This window comes from Actinoplanes sp. L3-i22 (genome assembly GCF_019704555.1).
In the GTDB taxonomy this organism is placed as follows: Bacteria; Actinomycetota; Actinomycetes; order Mycobacteriales; family Micromonosporaceae; genus Actinoplanes.
The window spans coordinates 9619551-9637500 of record NZ_AP024745.1; the positions used below are offsets into that span (position 1 = coordinate 9619551).

Sequence of the window (17950 nt, forward strand, 5' to 3'; positions counted from 1 at the left end):
CGTAGCCGGGTCGGCCGGCGTCGCGGAAGCGGCGCCGGAGTCGTTCGCCGAGGTCACGCCGGACGACGGCCGAGCTCGTCGAGGCGCCGCAGCCACGGCGTGTCGTGGATGACCTTGGTGAAGCTGACCTTCTCGCTGGCCGCGGTCAACGCCCCGAGGGCGGCGAGCGCGACCAGCCGGCCGGCCGGCCCGCGCCGCGCGGTGAACGCGACGCCGAGCAGCGCGCCGAGCGCGTTCGCCCCGGAGTCGCCGAGCATGATCTCTTCGTTCAGGTCGGCCGGGAGCAGCGCGGCGCTCGCCCCGAGCGTGCCGGCGGTCATCGCGGCGCCACGGCCGACCGCGAGCGGCGCGCCGAGCACCAGCCCGGCCTTGATCGCCCGGCCGGGGCGCAGGTCGAGCAGGTTGAGCAGGTTCGCGGTGCCGGCGATGACGCCCGCGCCGAGCAGCACGTCGACCCCGCGCCCGAACCGGCTGCCGCGCCGGCTGCCGATCAGCGCCGAGGCCACCAGGCCGGCCGCGCCCACCCCGCCGATCTTGACGAGGCCGCTGGTCACCCGGCCCTCGCGGAGCGCGCCGAGATGGCCGGCGAAGCCCTTCGCGGTCTTCTGCTCCGGGCGGTTGCCGACGATGTCGTCGTAGAGGCCGACCGCGCCGCTGACCGCGCCGGCGGTCACCGCGGCGGCGGCGAGCCGGGCGCTCGGCGCTCCGACGGCCGCGCCGAGCGTGGCGCCGGCCGCCAGGGCCGGGCCGCCGGCGAGCGTGACCGTCCGCCCGTGAAAGTTGGTCCGGCGCAGGCCGCCCGCCTTCGGATCACGGCTCACCCAGCCGAGCACGGCACGCGCGACCAGGGCACCGGTCCCGAGCGAACGGAAGAAGGCCATGGCAGCAGAGTCTGCCCTACGGCGCGGCCGACGGCACCAGCGAGGTGGCGCCGGCGGCGAGGCCGTACTGACCGATCTTGTTCTGCAGCAGCCGCTCGTGACTGGCCATCGCGGTCGCCACCTGGCCCTGCACGGTGCTCGCGTTGTCCACCGTGGAGATCGCCTTGACCAGGCTCGGGTCGCCGCGGACCTCGGAGACCAGGTTGTTGTCGCCGACGCTGGTGCCGGCCACCACGAGCGGGTGATTCTTGAACTGGGCGGCGACGGTGACCGCGTTCTGCGTCTTCTTGCCGGCGTCCTTGTCGGTCGGCGGCGGGCCACCGACCAGCACGGTCAGCTCGGCGCCGCCGACCGCCTTGTCCGCGACCGAGAGGTAGCCGGCCTTGGTGAGCGCGGCCAGCACGGCGGTGACGTCGTCCGGGTTCACCACGGTCGTGCCCTGCTGGAGGGTGAGCGCGAGCAGCGCGCTGGCGGTCTCCACCCCGTCGCTGTTCGACGGCAGGACGGCCGCCGAGATGGTCGGCTGCGACGACTGGTCGGCCAGGTCGAGCAGCTCGTTCGCGTTGTTCGGGTCGATGAACTTGTCCTCGATCGAGACCCGCGCGGTGATCGTCGCGCCGGCCACGTTCAGCATCTTCGCCACGCCGTCGGCCGCGTCGCCGCCGCCGGGCAGGGCCACCACCGCGACCTTGCGGGCGGTCAGCCGGCCGGCCAGCACGTACGGCGCGGTCTCGGTGGCGAAGTCCTGGTTCCGGTTGATCTCTTCCTTGTACTGGTTGACCTGGTCGCGCTTGGCGTTGTTGTCCTTGTTCAGCGCGGTGAGCTGGGCGCGGAGGTTCTCCGAGACCGGGCCGTTGAGCGCGGCCGTGCCGACCACCAGTCCGATCGCCAGCGCGAGGAAGACCGCGGTGAGCGACACCACGTGGTACCTGAAGTTGATCACGATGCCCTCAGAAGAATTGCCCTCAGAAAAGATTGCCCAGCTGGAAGACGAGATTGTCCCACCACTCGGACACCACGGTCAGGTAGGCCTTGCCCACCGTGGAGACCGCCACGGCCGACGCCATCGCGGCGACCGCCGAGAGGACCAGCAGCAGCAGCGCGGAGCCCGAGATGTTCTGCCGGTAGAGCCGGCTGACGCCCTTCGCGTCGACCAGCTTGCCACCGACCTTGAGCCGGGTGAGGAACGTCGAGGCCATGCCGCCGCGCCCCTTGTCGAGGAACTCGACCAGGTTCGCGTGCGTGCCGACCGCCACGATCAGCGACGCGCCCTTCTCGTCGGCGAGCAGCATCGCGAGGTCCTCGCTGGTGGCCGCGGCCGGGAAGGTGAGCGCGTCGACGCCCAGATTGCTGACCCGCTCCAGACCGGGGGCGCGCCCGTCCGGGTACGCGTGCACGACGACCTCGGCGCCGCAGCGCAGCACGTCGTCGGTGACCGAGTCCATGTCCCCGATGATCATGTCGGGGGTGTAACCGTTCTCCACCAGCGCGTCGGCGCCGCCGTCGACCCCGATCAGGACCGGCTTGTACTCCCGGATGTACGGCCGGAGGACGTCGAGGTCCTCCTTGTAGTCGTAGCCCCGGACCACGATCAGCACGTGCCGCCCGGCGATCCGGGTCTGCACGTCCGGCACACCGACGCCGTCGAGGAGCAGGTCGCGCTCCTGCTTCAGGTAGTCCATGGTGTTCGCCGCGAACGCCTCGAGCTGCACCGACAGGCCGTCGCGGGCCTCGGCCATGGCCTTGGCGACGCTCTCCGCGTCCTGCCGGGTGCCGGTCGCCACCGGCGTACCGCCGACCAGCACCTGGTCGCCCTGGATGCTGACCGACTGACCCTCGCGCAGGCCGGCGAAGACCTCCTCGCCGAGGTTGTCGAGCAGCACCACGCCACCCTGGATCAGCACCTCGGGGCCCAGGTTCGGGTACCGCCCGGAGATCGACGGCTTCGCGTTGAGCACCGCGATCACCCCGGAGGCGACCAGCGAGTCGGCCGCGACCCGGTCCAGGTCCACGTGGTCGATCACGGCGATCTCGCCCGGCCGCAGGCGACCGGTCAGTCGCTTGGTGCGCCGGTCGAGCCGGGCAACGCCGGAGACCGGGCCCGGTTCGGTGGTGCGCACACGGCGCAAGGTGGGAAGTCGCATCCCGGCCATCCTGACACGCCGCCTCACGCGGCCCCCGTTAGACATGCTCTAGCTCATTGACAAAACGGACTTTTCGTCCGCCCCTCTCCGGTCATGTTTCTCTCACCCACGCTTTTCCCGGCCGGCGACCGCCAGCAACTCCTCCGCATGGGCGATACCCAAGTCCGAATCCGGCAGGCCGGCCAGCATCCGGGAGAGCTCCCGGGCCCGCTCGGTCTCCTCGACGATCCGCACCCCGCTCGTGGTGATCGCACCACCGGTGTCCTTCGCGACCACCAGGTGGCGATCGGCGAATGCCGCGACCTGCGGCAGATGCGTGACGACCAACACCTGATGGGTACGGGCGAGCCGGGCCAGCCGCCGGCCGATCTCCACCGCCGCGGTGCCCCCGACACCGGAGTCCACCTCGTCGAAGACCAGCGTCGGCGGGCCACCGGCCCCGGCGAAGACCACCTCGATGGCGAGCATCACCCGGGACAGCTCACCACCGGACGCGCCCTTCTGCAACGGCAGCGACGGCGCGCCCGGATGGGCCAGCAGCCGCAGCTCCACCTCGTCCGCCCCGTCCGGCCCGGCGCCCAGCTCCGCGCCGTCGACCGTGACGGCCGGCTCGTCCTTCGACGGCGCGTGGGTCAGCACCGCCACCTCGACCCGGGAATGCGGCATCGCCAGGCCGGCCAGCTCGACACTGACCGCCTCGGAGAACCGGACGGCCGCCTCGCGCCGGGCCGTGGTCAGCCGCCCGGCCAGCTCGCCGACCGTGGCGGCCAGCCGCTGACGCTCCTTGTCCAGCTCCTCCAGCAGCTCCTCGGAGGAGTCGACCTCGGTCAGGCGGGTCTTCGCGTTCTCCGCCCAGGCGATCACGCCGTCGATGTCGTCCGCATACTTCCGGGTCAGGCCGCGCAGCGCGGCCCGCCGCTCGTAGATCGCCTCCAGCCGGGCCGGATCCGCGTCCAGCTCGCTCAGGTAGGCGGACAGCTCCGAGGCGACGTCACCGACCAGGGTCGCCGCCTCCTCCAGGCGCAGCGCCAGGTCGCCCAGCTTCGCGTCGACGCCGGACTGGCCCTCCAGGGTGCGGCGGGCGGTGCCGATCAGCGTCGACGCGTCCGGCGCGTCGTCGGCGGCCTCGACCCCGGCGGCCAGCGCCTGCCCGGCCAGCGCCGCGGCGATCCGCAGGCCCTCGGCGTGCTCCAGCCGCTGCACCTCGGCGCGCAGGTCCTCGTCCTCGCCCGGCTGCGGGTCGACCCGGGTGATCTCGTCCAGGCCGAGCTTGAGCAGGTCGGCCTCCTGCGAGCGCTGCCGGGCGTTACGGCGGCGGTCGGTCAGGTCCTCGACCACCTTGCGCCAGCGGGTGAACGCCTCGCGATAGCCGTCCAGCAGCTTCTCGTGCTCGGGGCCGGCGAACCGGTCCAGCGCGGAACGCTGCTCGCTCGGGCGCAGCAGCCGCAGCTGGTCGGACTGACCGTGCACGGCCAGCACCTGCTCGCCCAGCTCGCTGAGCGTGGACACCGGCATGCTCCGGCCGCCGACGTGCGCCCGGGACCGGCCCTCGGCCGTCACCGTGCGGCTCAGCAGCAGCGAGCCGTCGTCGTCGATCGCGCCGCCGGCGTCGGTGATCCGGGTGCGGACCGCGTCGCCGAGCGTGCCCTTCAACTTCATCCGGCCCTCGACGACCGCCCGGCCCGGGTCGGCCCGGACCCGACCGGCATCGGCCCGGCCCCCGAACAGGAGTCCGAGACCGGTCACGACCATCGTCTTACCCGCCCCGGTCTCACCGGTGATCACGTTCATACCCGCGGACAGCCGCAGGGTCGTGTCGTCGATGACGCCCAGACCGGTGATGCGAAGTTCCTCCAGCACACGGCAGAGGGTAGTGGGGACCCCCGACAATTGCCCAGTGCGGGTGTTTCTGATCAGCGTCAATCGCCGTGGTTGCCGCCGGTTTTCCCGGACTTCGCCTTTTCTTTCACTCCGTGCCACGCCCGCACCCACGCCGCCGCACCCGCGCCGCCACGCCCGCGCCGCCCGCACCGCCACGCCCGCGCTTCCGCGCTCACGCCGCCACGCCGGCAGGCCCCCGCGCACGCCGCGGCCGCTTTCTCGGCCGCCCGAGCCTTCTCGACGACACTTTTGGTGACTGCCGCCGCTTTTGCCGACCACAGCGGCAGTGCCCGGCGCCGGTTCGCTGAGGAGCCGGCGCCGATCGTCACCCCTGGTCAGCGCCGGTTGCCGCGCCAGCCCACCACCGGGAGCTCGAACTTCGCCACCAGGGTGTCGGTGAACGGCCGCGGAGCCAGCCGGACCAGCCGCACGGGCAGCTGCCCACGCTCCACGGTCACCGTCGACCCCGGCGGAAGGTCCCACGTGCGGCGACCATCACAACAAAGCACGGCAAACGAGGTGTACGGATCCACCGTCAGCTTGAACGTCGACGTCGGCGCGGTCACCAGCGGCTTGCTGAACAGCGCATGCGCGCTGATCGGCACCAGCAGCAGCGCCTCCACCTCGGGCCAGACCACCGGCCCCCCGGCCGAGAACGCGTACGCCGTCGACCCGGTCGGAGTGGCACACACCACACCGTCACATCCGTACCGGGACAGCGGCCGCCCGTCCACGTCGACCATCAGCTCGAGCATCTGGGCCCGCTGGCCCTTCTCCACGCTGACCTCGTTGAGCGCCCACGACTCCGCGATCAACCGGCCGTCGTACTCCGCCCGGATGTCGAGGGTGAGCCGCTCGTCCACGGTGTAGTCGCCGGAGACGATCTCCCGGACCGCCTCGTCGATGTGGTCGATCTCGGCCTCCGCGAGGAAGCCCACCTTGCCCAGGTTGATGCCGAGCAGCGGCGCCTTCACCGGCCGGGCCAGCTCCGCCGCGCGCAGGAACGTCCCGTCGCCGCCGAGCGCCAGCACGATCTCGATGCCCTCGGCCGCCTCCTCGTTGTCGACCGCCCGCACCTCGTCGGGCAGCCCGAGGTCGGCGACCTCGTCGGCGATGACCCGGACCTCGAAGCCCGCGGCGATCAGGTCGAGCGCGACCGTACGGGCATGCTGCGTACTCTGCCGTCGCCCGGTGTGCGTGACCAGCAAAGCCGAGCGAGTCATTTGTCCTCCATGTGGGCCACCGGCTGATCGTCCCGCGCCTCCGCGAGCCCCGGTCGTTCCTGTTCCCCTTGTCCGGCGGGGACCGCCGCTCCGTCGCCCCCGGGAGGCGCCGCAGCATCCGCCGCAGCCGCCTCACCGTCCGGGCCGGACAGCGCCGCCGCGGCCGCCTCGCCGCTCGGGCCGGCCTCGACCACCGCCTCGACGCGCTCCCGGTCCGCGACGGGCGCCCCCCGCCGGAACCAGACGAAGAACTCCACGTTGCCGCTCGGCCCGGGCAGCGGGCTGGCGGTCACGTCCACCACGCCCAGGCCCAGCGTGGCCGCGGCGGCGGCGACGTCCAGCACGGCCTCGGCGCGCAGCCGCCAGTCGCGCACCACGCCGCCCGTGCCGACCCGCTCCTTGCCGACCTCGAACTGCGGCTTCACCATCAGCGCCAGGTCCCCCTCGGGGCCGGTGCAGGCGGCGAGCGCGGGCAGCACCAGGCGCAGCGAGATGAACGACAGGTCCGCGACGGTCAGATCCACCGGGCCGCCGATCACGTCCGGGGTCAGCGTGCGCACGTTGGTCCGCTCGTGCACGTCGACCCGCTCGTTCGTGCGGATCGGCCAGGCCAGCTGCCCGTATCCGACATCGACGGCGACCACCCGATCGGCGCCCGCGCGCAGCAGCACGTCGGTGAACCCGCCGGTGGACGCGCCCGCGTCCAGGCAGCGCCGCCCCTCGACGGTCAGCCCCTTGGCGCCGAACGCGGCGAGCGCGCCGGCCAGCTTGTGGCCACCACGGGACACGTACTCGGTCTGCGGGTCCTCGCCGGTGACGAGCAGCGGGTCGGCCGGGTCGACCATGGCGGCCACCTTGTGGGCCACGGTCCCCCGGACCTGGACCCGGCCGGCCGCCACCAGTTGGGCGGCCTGTTCCCGGGAACGGGCGAGCTTACGACGGACTAGCTCGGCGTCGAGACGCGCACGGCGGGCCATCAAATTCCTTTTTCCGGTACGGGTCGGTCAGCGGTCGATGCCGGCCAGGGTCTCCTGGAGCACCTGGTGCGCGGCCTCGTACTCGGCTATCTGCTCGGCCGGTGCCAGCCGCGCGGCGTTGGCGAGCGAACTTAGCACCGCGTCCACCGCCGGATGACCGGTCTCCACCACCATCCCGTCCTCGCCCGTACGGTAATGCTCGGCCGGCGTGAAGTCCCCGGACCCCGCGCCCGGCGGCTCCGGCCGGAACCCACCGGGCGACGGCGCGGGACGCGCCCCACCCATCGGCGGACCGGGCCGGAAGCCACCCTGCGGCGGCCCGGGACGGGGCCCACCACCCTGCGCGGAATTCGGGAACGTCACGGGATCACGCCTCCGGGCTCTCGGTCCGGCCGGAGCTCTCCACCGCCGGCTGTGACTTCCTGGCTTGCGTCTGACTCGGCACCTGAGCCGCCTTCCGAACCCGCTTGGCCGCCGCCCCAGCCGCACCCGGCTCCGCAGCCGCCCGCCCCGAACCCGGCTCCGCGGCTGCCCGGCCCGAACTCGGCTCAGCAGCCGCCCGGCCCGAACTCGGCTCAGCAGCCGCCCGGCCCGAACCAGAGCCCGCGGCCGAAGCCGCCCGGCCCGAACCCCGCCGCGCGGCGGGCGCATCCCCACCAGAGGCCGCAGCCGTCTTCTTGGCCGGCACGCGCTTCCGAGGCGTCCGCGCCCCACCCGAAGCACTCGCAGACCCACTCAAGGGCACGCTCTCACTCGGCGCGCTCTGGCTCGGCGCACTCTCACTCGGCGCGATGAACGGCAGCTCAGTGGCGGCCGCCGCCTCCTTAACCGCCTTGACCGGCGACTCCGCCGTCCCCGCCGGCGCGGGACTGGCCGAAGCCGGCTCCCCACCACTCTTCCGAGGCACCCGCTTGGCCGCCGGAGCCTTCTTCGCAGCAGCAGCAGTACCACCAGCGGCCGGAGCACCCGGCCCACTCGCCGCCTTCTTCACCGCAGGCCGCCGAGCAGCCTTCCGCACCGGAAGTTCCTCAGCCGCCGCCGCGACAACCTCAGCAGCGAGCTCGGCCGGAGTCACTCCGCCCGATGTGGACTTCCGCGGCACCCGCTTGACCGCCGGAGCCTTCTTCCCCGGCGGAACGGAAGCCGCGGACCCGGCAGCGGCCGGAGCCGACGAGGCCGCGGCATTGGCCACCGCCCCACCCCGCCCGGTCCCCGCCGACGGCATCGCGTTCGGCGTAGCCTTCACAGCCTTCTTCGCGACCGCCTTCTTGGCCACGGCCTTCTTCACCGGCGGCGAACCAGCCGGCGCGGCAGCGCGCGCCGAGGCCACCGGGCCCGCAGGCCGCACCGGCGCCGGAGTCGGGGCCACGGCCGGAGCCACGACCCCACCGTCCGCGGAATCCGCGCGAGCCTGCGCCTCCCGCAACCTCTTCTCGAGGTCGTGCACCCGCCCGGTCAACTCGGAGACCTCGTCAGCGGTGGCCAGGCCGACCCGCCCGAGCGCCCGGTCCACCTCGTATCGAACGATGTTGGTCAGTGCCTCACGGTTCGCGATGCCGGCCGAGAGCAGGTCCTCGACCAGCCCCTGCACCTGCACCGCCGTCGCACCGCCCCGGTTGAGCAACTCACCGGCGACCTTCTGCGCCCTCTTCCGGGGCGCCTCGGTCAGCCCGAGCGCCAGGTCCAGATAAGCACGCCATGCATCCGGCATGATCCCTCCTCCTCTCGCCGCGTCGGGTGCCACGCTACCGGGAGCCCCCGACAACTTCCTGAGGTACGGTGCTGGTGTCGCGAGGGGAGATGCCGGTGGCCACGGTGGACGAGTGCCGCAAAGCGTTGCACGACCTGGCCGCGAAACTCGCGGCGAACGCGGAGGCGCGCGGCAAACTCGACCTGGACCGGACTCTCGCCTGCCGGGTCACCGACCTGGCGACGGCGTTCCACGGCCGGATCGCCGGCGGCCTGCTCGTCGACATCGCCGACGGCGACGACCCGAAGGCGAAGATCGCGCTGATCGCCGCCAGCGACGACCTGATCGCGCTGATCGCCGGCCGGCTGGACATCACCCGCGCGATCGCCGGCCGCCAGATCACCGTCAAGGCGAACCCGTTCGACCTGCTCAAGCTCCGTAAGCTCCTCTGATCACGCCGGGTGATACGACCCCGGCGACCAGATCGTTCAAGCCGAGATCATTCCGCCCGGAACGCGAGCACCGCGGCCACCGCCGGCCGAAGACAAAGGCCGAAGACAAAGGCCAAAGCCGACGGCCGAAGCCGACGGCCGAAGCTAGCCTCCCGACGACGAAGCGGCGAGCTCCTCCAACCCGGCAAGCACCTGATCCGCCGACGCGGTAGCCGTCGACAGCTGCTTGGTCACCTCCCCGAGCACCGCCGCCTGCTCCTCCACCGCCGACGCGATGTTCAGCTGCAGCTCGTGGATCCCGTCCACCGCCCCGGTCGTCTGCGCGAACGTCTGCGCCACGTCATCGGTCTCCGCCACGATCGCGGTGATCACCTTGTTGACCCGCTCCACCGAGTCCGCGGTCTCCCGGGCCAGGTCCTTGACCTCGCTCGCGACCACCGCGAACCCCTTGCCGATCTCCCCGGCCCGGGCCGCCTCGATGGTCGCGTTCAGCGCGAGCAGATTCGTCTGGTCGGCCAGCGACGCGATGATCGCGTTCACGTCGGCGATCTCGCCGACCGAGCGTTCCAGCGCCCGTACCTTCTCCCCGGCGGACGCCGCCGCGTCCTTGCCGTCGGCGGCCGTGGTCGCCGCGGACGCCGACCGGGCCGCGATGTCCTGAACCGAGGCGGCCAGCGCGGCGAGTTCCCGGTCCACCGCCGCGACCGCGGAGATCGCGGCGTGCGCCTGCACGCTGATCGACGCCACGTCCGAGGTGATCCGGCGGGCCTGCTCGGCGGACTCCGCGGACCGCGCCCGCAGGTCGTCGGCGGCCCGCTCACCGGCCTCCCGCTCGGCCCGTTCGGTCGCCTCCCGGGCCTCCGCGGCCTCCTTGGCGAGCTGCTCGTTCTCCCGTTCGGCCTGCTCCGCGAAGTGCCAGAAGATCACGATGCCGACCACCTCGACGGCGGCCAGCCCGGCGTGCACCGCCACCTGCTCGATCGCGGCGCCGACGCCCATGTGGTGCATGCCGAACACCCGCTCCGGCGCGAGCAGCCCGAGCACCCCGTGGTGCACCACCACGACCACGACCGCGGAGATCAACGGCGCCCACATCTGGTAGAGCGCGACGTAGATCAGGATCGCGTACAGGTGGATGTGCGCGGTCATCGATCCGCCGGACAGCTCGATCGCCACGAACGTGCAGGCGATCAGGCCGACGCTGGTGTGCGAGGCCTGCGCCTTGGCCGAGGGCAGCACCGGGATCAGCGCCGCCCAGCCGGCGACCGCCACGGTGAGCAGCACGACCTCCCAGCGCGGCCGCGGCCCGAGCATGCCCACCACCAGGAACACCGGCACGTGGAACCAGAGCAGTCGGCTGATGATCCGGTGCCGGGCCTGCCACGACGCGTCGGAGAGTCGTGCACCCCGCGGCAGCGTAAGAGAAGTCACATCCCCCAGTTTCGACCGCTACCCCCGCCGATTGACCCTAATCGCGGCAGAAGAGATTTCCTGGTCCGGCCTTGGCTCCCGGTGCGACGATTGAGGGGAAGACGAGCGACCGCCGGATGACGGCCGCCCGGGAAACTGGGAGGCGATCATGAACCACGTCCGCCCCGACGTCCCGTGCATCGACGGCACGTGCAACGCGGAGAACGTCCACGACCGGGCCGAACGTGTCGCGGTCCCCGACTTCGACTACATGAGCTCCCCGATGGTCGCCATGGTCGACGGCATCTTCCACATCGACCCCGAGGCGCCACCTCTCCCCCGCCGCAGCCACCGGCCGCGCCCCGAGCAATACCACCATCAATAACCCTTCCGAGGTACGTCGGGAAGCCGCCCCAACCGCACCCGGCAACGCCCCACGCGAGCAGCGCGCGACGTCCGCCCCTCCCCGGGCCGCCCCGCGCCTCGCCCAGGGTCCGGCCGCAAGGCGTACCCCGAAAACAAAAAAGCCCCGGCCACCCGGCCGGGGCTTTTCGTAGCACGCGTGGGGTCAGAGACCCCAGCTCTTCAGGACCTCGGTGGCGTCCGCGGAAGCCGCCGAGATGTCGGCCGGCGCAACGCCGTCCCAGGTCACCCCGCACAGCAGACGAAGTGCGTCGACCGGGTCACCGGAGCCGTCGAGGACCGCCCGATCACCCTCGCGGGTGACCGTCCAGCCGTCCACCTCCGCCGCCGGAACCGCGGCCCGATCGGCCGGCCGGAACAGGCCGGACAGGTCGGCCGCCACGAACGCGGGGCGGCGCTCGGCCGGCGCGGCCAGCAGGTCCTTGGGGCCGCTGACCCCGGTCAGGACCAGCAGGCTGTCCATCCCGGCGCCGACCGCGCCCTGGATGTCGGTGTCCAGCCGGTCGCCGATCGCCAGCGGCCGCTCCGCCCCGGCGGCCGAGGCCGCCGTGGTGAACAGCGCCGGCTGCGGCTTGCCGACCACCACGTCCGGCTCCCGGTCGAGAGCCGTCCGCAGCACCGCGATCAGCGAGCCGTTGCCCGGCAGCGGGCCGCGCGGGCTCGGCAGGGTCCGGTCGGTGTTGGTCGCGTACCAGGTGGCGCCCGCGCGAACCGCGAGCGCCGCCTCGGACAGGATCTTCCAGCCCACCTCGGGCCCGTAGCCCTGCACCACCGCGACCGGCGCGTCGTCCGCCGAGTCGACCGGGGTCAGCCCGGCGTCCCGCACCTCGCCTCGCAGCGCCTCCGCGCCCACGACCAGCACCGGCGAACCGGGCTCGACGTGTTCCGCGACGAGGGCGGCGGCCGCACCGGCCGAGGTGAGCACCTCGGCCGGGGTGGCACTGACGCCCATGCCGGTGAGCAGCGTGGCCACATCCGCGGCCCGCCGCGACGCGTTGTTCGTCGCGTACGCGATCGACGTCCCCTCGGCCCGCAGCCGCTCGACCGCCTCGGCCGCGCCCGGAATCGGCTTGTCGATCAGGAACACGACGCCGTCCAGGTCGAAGATGGCCAGGTCGTAGCTGCTGGCGAGGTGGTCGGTCACGCCTTCGGCCGGTCCTCACCGCGACCGGCGAACTCGTCGCCGTCCGTCTCGTCCCGGTCCGAATCGGTGTCCGCCTTCGGCGCCTCGAAGACCGCGGCCGGAACCTCGTGCTTCTCGGACTTCTCCGCCTTCACCGGGTCGGTGTTGACGTCGGTGTCCGCCGCGCGAGCCGGCTCCTCGTCCTCGTCGTCCTCGTCGTCCTCGAGGTCGTCGTCGTCCTCGTCATCCGAGTCGTCGTCGTCCTCGTCGAGCTCCGCCTCGGGCTCGTCGTCGAGGTCCTCGTCGTCGTCCTCGTCCGCATCGTCCGAGTCGTCGTCCTGGTCCTCGTCGTCGTCCTCGTCCGAGTCACCGGCCGAGTCCCGCGCCTCGTCGTCCAGCTCCTCGTCGTCCTCGTCGTCCTCGTCGTCCTCGTCGTCGTCACCCTCGATGGTGACGCCGTCGAGCTCGAGAACCCGGTCCGCCGCGTCGGTGAGCTGGTCCTCGTCAACCGCGGCGGCCCGGCCGAACCACTCCCGCGCCTCTTCCCGCCGACCCGCCGCGAGCAGGGCGTCCGCGTACGCATACCGCAGTCGCGCCGCCCACTCGGCGGTCTCCTCGGCGGTCAGTTCCTTGACCTGGAGCATCGCCACGGCCGCGTCGTGCTGACCGAGGTCACCACGGGCGCCGGCCGCCACGATCAGCAGCTCGATCGCCCCGGACTTCTCCAGGTTCGCGACGTCGGCGCCACGGAACAGGTCGATCGCCCGCTCCGGACGGCCCAGCGCCCGCTCGCAGTCGGCCAGCTCGGCCAGGTGCGTCTGCTTGCCGGTCATCCGGTGGTAGGTGCGGAGCTCGGCGATCGCCGTGGTCCAGTCACCGGCCGCGTACGCCGCCAGGCCGACGGCCTCGCGCACCACGGCGATCCGCGAGGCCATCCGCCGCGCCGCGATCGCGTGCTGCAGAGCCAGCTCGGAGTCCTCTTCGATGATGGTGCCGGCCGCCACCAGGTGACGCGCGACGGTGTCCGCCACGTCCCGGGACAGCGCGGCCAGCTCGCCGCGAACCTCCTGGTCGAGGTCGGTCGCGACGATCTCGTCGGGGAGAGCCGGAGCCTGGAAGGCCACCTGGCCGTCCTCGGTGGTCTCCGGCTGGTCGCCCCGGAAGCCGCCACGGTCCTGCTCGCCACGGGACCCGCCCCGGTCGCCACCACGGTCACGGTCGCCACCACGGAACCCACCGCGGTCGCCACCACCCTGGTAGCCCGGACGGTCGCCGCCACGGTCCCGGTCGCCGCCACGGAAGCCGCCACGGTCACCGCCACCCTGGTAGCCCGGACGGTCGCCACCGCGGTCCCGGTCGCCGCCACGGAAGCCGCCACGGTCACCGCCACCCTGGTAGCCCGGACGGTCGCCGCCACGGTCCCGGTCGCCGCCACGGAACCCGCCGCCCTGGGGGCGGTCACCCTGCGGACGGTCGCCCTGGGGCCGGTCGCCGCGGTAGCCGCCGCCACCCTGGTAGCCCTCACGGGTACCACCGGTGCGGTCGCCACCCCGGTATCCACCGCGGTCGCCGCCACCCTGGTAGCCCGGACGGTCGCCACCGCTGCGGAACCCGCCACCCTGCGGCCGGTCACCCTGCGGGCGATCGCCCCGGTAGCCACCACCGGTGCTGCTGCCACCGCGGTCGTCACGGTTGAACGGCCGGCGCTCGCCGCCACCCTGGTAGCCCGGACGGTCACCACCGCTACGGAACCCGCCACCCTGCGGCCGGTCACCCTGCGGACGGTCGCCCCGGTAGCCACCACCGGTGCTGCCACCACGGTCGCCACCACCCTGGTAACCACCACGGTCACGGTCGCCACCACGGAACCCACCGCGGTCACCGCCACCCTGATAGCCCGGACGGTCACCACCGCTACGGAACCCGCCACCCTGCGGCCGGTCACCCTGCGGACGGTCACCCCGGTAACCACCACCGGTGCTGCCACCACGGTCGCCACCACCCTGGTAACCACCACGGTCACGGTCGCCACCACGGAACCCACCGCGATCACCGCCACCCTGATAGCCCGGACGGTCACCACCGCTACGGAACCCGCCACCCTGCGGCCGGTCACCCTGCGGACGGTCACCCCGGTAACCACCACCGGTGCTGCTGCCACCACGGTCGTCACGGTTGAACGGCCGGCGCTCGCCACCACCCTGGTAACCCGGACGGTCACCACCGCTACGGAACCCGCCGCGGTCGCCACCCCCCTGATAGCCCGGACGGTCGCCGCCACGGTCCCGGTCGCCGCCACCCTGATAGCCCGGACGGTCGCCACCGCTGCGGAACCCGCCACCCTGCGGCCGGTCACCCTGCGGACGATCGCCCCGGTAGCCACCACCGGTGCTGCCACCACGGTCACTGCTGCCCCGGTAGCCACCACCGCTGCCGCCGCCTACGGAACGGTCGCCGCCCCGGAAGCCGCCACGGTCGCCACCGCCCTGGTAACCCGGACGGTCGCCACCGCTACGGAACCCGCCACCCTGCGGCCGGTCGCCCTGCGGACGATCGCCCCGGTAGCCACCGCCGGAGCTACCACCGGAACTGCCACCGCGGTAGCCGCCACCGGAACTGCCACCAGAGCTACCACCCCGGTAGCCGCCGCCGGAACTGCCACCAGAGCTACCGCCCCGGTAGCCGCCGCCGGAACTGCCACCAGAGCTACCGCCACGGAATCCACCGCGGTCGCCGCCGCCCTGGTAGCCGCCACGGTCCCGGTCGCCACCACGGAACCCGCCGCCCTGCGGCCGGTCACCCTGGGGCCGGTCACCGCGGTAGCCACCACGGTCACCACCACCGGACCGGTTGCCGCCCTGATATCCGCCTCCATCGCCGCGGCGAGCGTCGCCGCCATCGCGACTGCGGCCCTCCCGGGCCTCGTCACGGTTGCTGGAGCCGCCGTCCTGCGGTCCTGTACTCACGGATCAATTCCTTCCAAGTACGGCGGCGGCCCCTCGAAGCGGGCGGCCATGCCTCAAACACAAAGTTACTAGGGAACGAAGTCATAAACGCAGTCGAGGGCCGACCCCGTGTGGGGCGGCCCTCGACCGTTACGTTGAGTCCGGCGGCGTCCTACTCTCCCACACCCTCCCGAGTGCAGTACCATCGGCGCTGGAGGGCTTAGCTACCGGGTTCGGAATGTAACCGGGCGTTTCCCCTCCGCTATGACCACCGAAACGCATGTCAGCGCGGAACACCAACAACCTGACCTCGGCCGGACCGATTCTCATCAGTCCGCGGATACCAGCCGGCCTTCTTCCCAGGCCAACCAGAATCCCCGAATACAGGGTGGTTGTTCGTTTGCTGTGAATCACACAGTGGACGCAAGTAAAATGTTTAGGGTGGTTAAGCCCTCGGCCTATTAGTACCGGTCAACTCAACACGTTACCGTGCTTACATCTCCGGCCTATCAACCCAGTAGTCTAGCTGGGAGCCTTACCCACTCAAGGTGGTGGGATACCTCATCTCGAAGCAGGCTTCCCGCTTAGATGCTTTCAGCGGTTATCCCTTCCGAACGTAGCCAACCAGCCATGCTCCTGGCGGAACAACTGGCACACCAGAGGTTCGTCCGTCCCGGTCCTCTCGTACTAGGGACAGCCCTTCTCAAGTATCCAACGCGCACGGCGGATAGGGACCGAACTGTCTCACGACGTTCTAAACCCAGCTCGCGTACCGCTTTAATGGGCGAACAGCCCAACCCTTGGGACCTGCTACAGCCCCAGGATGCGACGAGCCGACATCGAGGTGCCAAACCATCCCGTCGATATGGACTCTTGGGGAAGATCAGCCTGTTATCCCCGGGGTACCTTTTATCCGTTGAGCGACACCGCTTCCACACGCAAGTGCCGGATCACTAGTCCCGACTTTCGTCCCTGCTCGACCCGTCAGTCTCACAGTCAAGCTCCCTTGTGCACTTACACTCAACACCTGATTGCCAACCAGGCTGAGGGAACCTTTGGGCGCCTCCGTTACCCTTTAGGAGGCAACCGCCCCAGTTAAACTACCCACCAGACACTGTCCCTCGACCCGATCAGGGCCGCAAGTTAGATACCCAAACCCAACAGAGTGGTATTTCAACAATGACTCCACCCGAACTGGCGTCCGAGCTTCACAGTCTCCCACCTATCCTACACAATCGAATTCAGATACCAATGTCAAGCTATAGTAAAGGTCCCGGGGTCTTTCCGTCCTGCCGCGCGTAACGAGCATCTTTACTCGTACTGCAATTTCGCCGGGCCTGTGGTTGAGACAGTGGGGAAGTCGTTACGCCATTCGTGCAGGTCGGAACTTACCCGACAAGGAATTTCGCTACCTTAGGATGGTTATAGTTACCACCGCCGTTTACTGGCGCTTAAGTTCTCCGCCTCGCCCCGAAGAGCTAACAGGTCCCCTTAACGTTCCAGCACCGGGCAGGCGTCAGTCCATATACATCGTCTTACGACTTGGCATGGACCTGTGTTTTTAGTAAACAGTCGCTTCCCCCTGCTCTCTGCGGCCATACCACGCTCCACCCGCAAGGGGCTTCACGCGTCCGGCCCCCCTTCTCCCTAAGTTACGGGGGCAATTTGCCGAGTTCCTTAACCACAGTTCACCCGTCGCCTCGGTATTCTCTACCTGACCACCTGTGTCGGTTTAGGGTACGGGCCGCTCGAAACATCGCTAGAGGCTTTTCTCGGCAGCATAGGATCAATGACTTCACCAGAACGGCTCGGCATCACGTCTCAGCCTCATGCACCGCGGATTTGCCTACGGTACGGCCTACACGCTTACCCCGGCACAACCACCGGCCGGGATCATCTACCTTCCTGCGTCACCCCATCGCTAAACTACTACCAACCAGGGTCCTAGTCTCCCGCATCGCCGGCCGAAGCCATTGAATTGATCAAGTAGTTAGCATGGAAAGGTTCGTCTTGGGCGTTTCTTTGCGGGTACGGGAATATCAACCCGTTATCCATCGACTACGCCTCTCGGCCTCGCCTTAGGCCCCGACTCACCCAGGGCGGATTAGCCTGGCCCTGGAACCCTTGGTCATCCGGCGGAAGGGGTTCTCACCCTTCATTCGCTACTCATGCCTGCATTCTCACTCGTACAGCGTCCACGCCTGGATCACTCCGGCGCTTCACCCGCTGCACGACGCTCCCCTACCCATCCACAACAAGTTGTGAATGCCACAGCTTCGGCGGTGTGCTTGAGCCCCGCTACATTGTCGGCGCAGAACCACTTGACCAGTGAGCTATTACGCACTCTTTAAAGGATGGCTGCTTCTAAGCCAACCTCCTGGTTGTCAATGCGATCCCACATCCTTTTCCACTTAGCACACGCTTAGGGGCCTTAGCTGGCGATCTGGGCTGTTTCCCTCTCGACTACGAAGCTTATCCCCCGCAGTCTCACTGCCGCGCTCTCACTTACCGGCATTCGGAGTTTGGCTGATTTCAGTAAGCTTGTAGGCCCCCTAGACCATCCAGTGCTCTACCTCCGGCAAGAAACACGCGACGCTGCACCTAAATGCATTTCGGGGAGAACCAGCTATCACGGAGTTTGATTGGCCTTTCACCCCTAACCACAGGTCATCCCCCAACTTTTCAACGTTGGTGGGTTCGGTCCTCCACGCAGTCTTACCCACGCTTCAACCTGCCCATGGCTAGATCACTCCGCTTCGGGTCTAGAACATGCGACTAAAAGCGCCCTATTCAGACTCGCT

12 protein-coding genes, 2 rRNA genes and 2 pseudogenes (1 of these 16 running past the window's edge) are annotated in these 17950 nt (G+C 70.5%); 3 read left to right on the top strand and 13 right to left on the bottom strand.

All coding sequences use genetic code 11. The annotated features are described in order from the left end of the window. Positions 1–53: 53 nt before the first annotated feature. From L3i22_RS42700 to L3i22_RS54740, 8 genes and pseudogenes are all read right to left on the bottom strand, one after another. On the bottom strand, positions 54–881 hold the full coding sequence (locus L3i22_RS42700; protein ID WP_221323135.1) for a hypothetical protein: 828 nt from the start codon (positions 879–881) through the stop codon (positions 54–56). Between the two features lie 16 nt (positions 882–897). Next, complete coding sequence (locus L3i22_RS42705) at positions 898–1824, bottom strand: copper transporter (protein ID WP_221323136.1); 927 nt, start codon at positions 1822–1824, stop codon at positions 898–900. Positions 1825–1846: 22 nt separating this feature from the next. Beyond that, positions 1847–3025, bottom strand: a complete 1179-nt coding sequence (gene steA, locus L3i22_RS42710) for a putative cytokinetic ring protein SteA (RefSeq protein ID WP_221323137.1) — start codon at positions 3023–3025, stop codon at positions 1847–1849. A gap of 102 nt (positions 3026–3127) precedes the next feature. After that, positions 3128–4885 (bottom strand): DNA repair protein RecN, encoded by a 1758-nt coding sequence (gene recN / locus L3i22_RS42715; RefSeq protein ID WP_221323138.1) that lies wholly within the window; start codon positions 4883–4885, stop codon positions 3128–3130. A 356-nt stretch (positions 4886–5241) separates the two neighbouring features. Further along, positions 5242–6129, bottom strand: coding sequence for an NAD kinase (locus tag L3i22_RS42720; protein WP_221323139.1), 888 nt, complete (start codon positions 6127–6129; stop codon positions 5242–5244). Between the two features lie 155 nt (positions 6130–6284). Next, positions 6285–7106, bottom strand: a pseudogene (locus tag L3i22_RS42725) (TlyA family RNA methyltransferase); the annotation flags it as partial. Positions 7107–7133: 27 nt separating this feature from the next. Then, positions 7134–7469 (bottom strand): hypothetical protein, encoded by a 336-nt coding sequence (locus tag L3i22_RS42730; protein WP_221330610.1) that lies wholly within the window; start codon positions 7467–7469, stop codon positions 7134–7136. Positions 7470–8175: 706 nt separating this feature from the next. Further along, positions 8176–8817 (bottom strand): annotated as a pseudogene (locus L3i22_RS54740) (phasin family protein); the annotation flags it as partial. Positions 8818–8912: 95 nt separating this feature from the next. Here L3i22_RS54740 and L3i22_RS42735 point away from each other — a divergent pair. Continuing rightward, positions 8913–9248 carry an SCP2 sterol-binding domain-containing protein gene (locus L3i22_RS42735; protein ID WP_221323140.1) on the top strand — a complete coding sequence of 112 codons (336 nt, stop codon included), beginning with the start codon at positions 8913–8915 and terminating at the stop codon, positions 9246–9248. A gap of 144 nt (positions 9249–9392) precedes the next feature. Here L3i22_RS42735 and L3i22_RS42740 read toward each other — a convergent pair whose 3' ends face one another. Further along, a complete protein-coding gene (locus L3i22_RS42740; RefSeq protein WP_221323141.1) occupies positions 9393–10679 on the bottom strand; it encodes a methyl-accepting chemotaxis protein in 1287 nt (428 codons plus the stop codon). Positions 10680–10827: 148 nt separating this feature from the next. Here L3i22_RS42740 and L3i22_RS42745 point away from each other — a divergent pair, with 148 nt between their 5' ends. Further along, positions 10828–11043: a hypothetical protein gene (locus L3i22_RS42745; RefSeq protein ID WP_221323142.1), complete on the top strand. Its 216-nt coding sequence runs from the start codon at positions 10828–10830 to the stop codon at positions 11041–11043. A gap of 183 nt (positions 11044–11226) precedes the next feature. On the opposite strand, the gene L3i22_RS42750 is transcribed toward L3i22_RS42745, so the two are convergent. Both L3i22_RS42750 and L3i22_RS42755 read right to left on the bottom strand, forming a co-directional pair. Beyond that, positions 11227–12225 carry an HAD-IIA family hydrolase gene (locus L3i22_RS42750; protein ID WP_221323143.1) on the bottom strand — a complete coding sequence of 333 codons (999 nt, stop codon included), beginning with the start codon at positions 12223–12225 and terminating at the stop codon, positions 11227–11229. Then, a complete protein-coding gene (locus L3i22_RS42755) occupies positions 12222–13328 on the bottom strand; it encodes a Replicase polyprotein 1ab (protein WP_370644292.1) in 1107 nt (368 codons plus the stop codon). Before L3i22_RS42755 ends, L3i22_RS42750 begins: the two co-directional genes overlap by 4 nt. Here L3i22_RS42755 and L3i22_RS54485 point away from each other — a divergent pair. Beyond that, positions 13212–15242 carry a hypothetical protein gene (locus tag L3i22_RS54485; RefSeq protein ID WP_221323144.1) on the top strand — a complete coding sequence of 677 codons (2031 nt, stop codon included), beginning with the start codon at positions 13212–13214 and terminating at the stop codon, positions 15240–15242. The two genes, L3i22_RS42755 and L3i22_RS54485, sit on opposite strands and share 117 nt — an antisense overlap. A gap of 66 nt (positions 15243–15308) precedes the next feature. On the opposite strand, the gene rrf is transcribed toward L3i22_RS54485, so the two are convergent. Further along, positions 15309–15425, bottom strand: a 5S ribosomal RNA gene (gene rrf / locus L3i22_RS42765). Positions 15426–15590: 165 nt separating this feature from the next. Beyond that, positions 15591–17950, bottom strand: a 23S ribosomal RNA gene (locus L3i22_RS42770) (it continues 721 nt past the right edge of the window).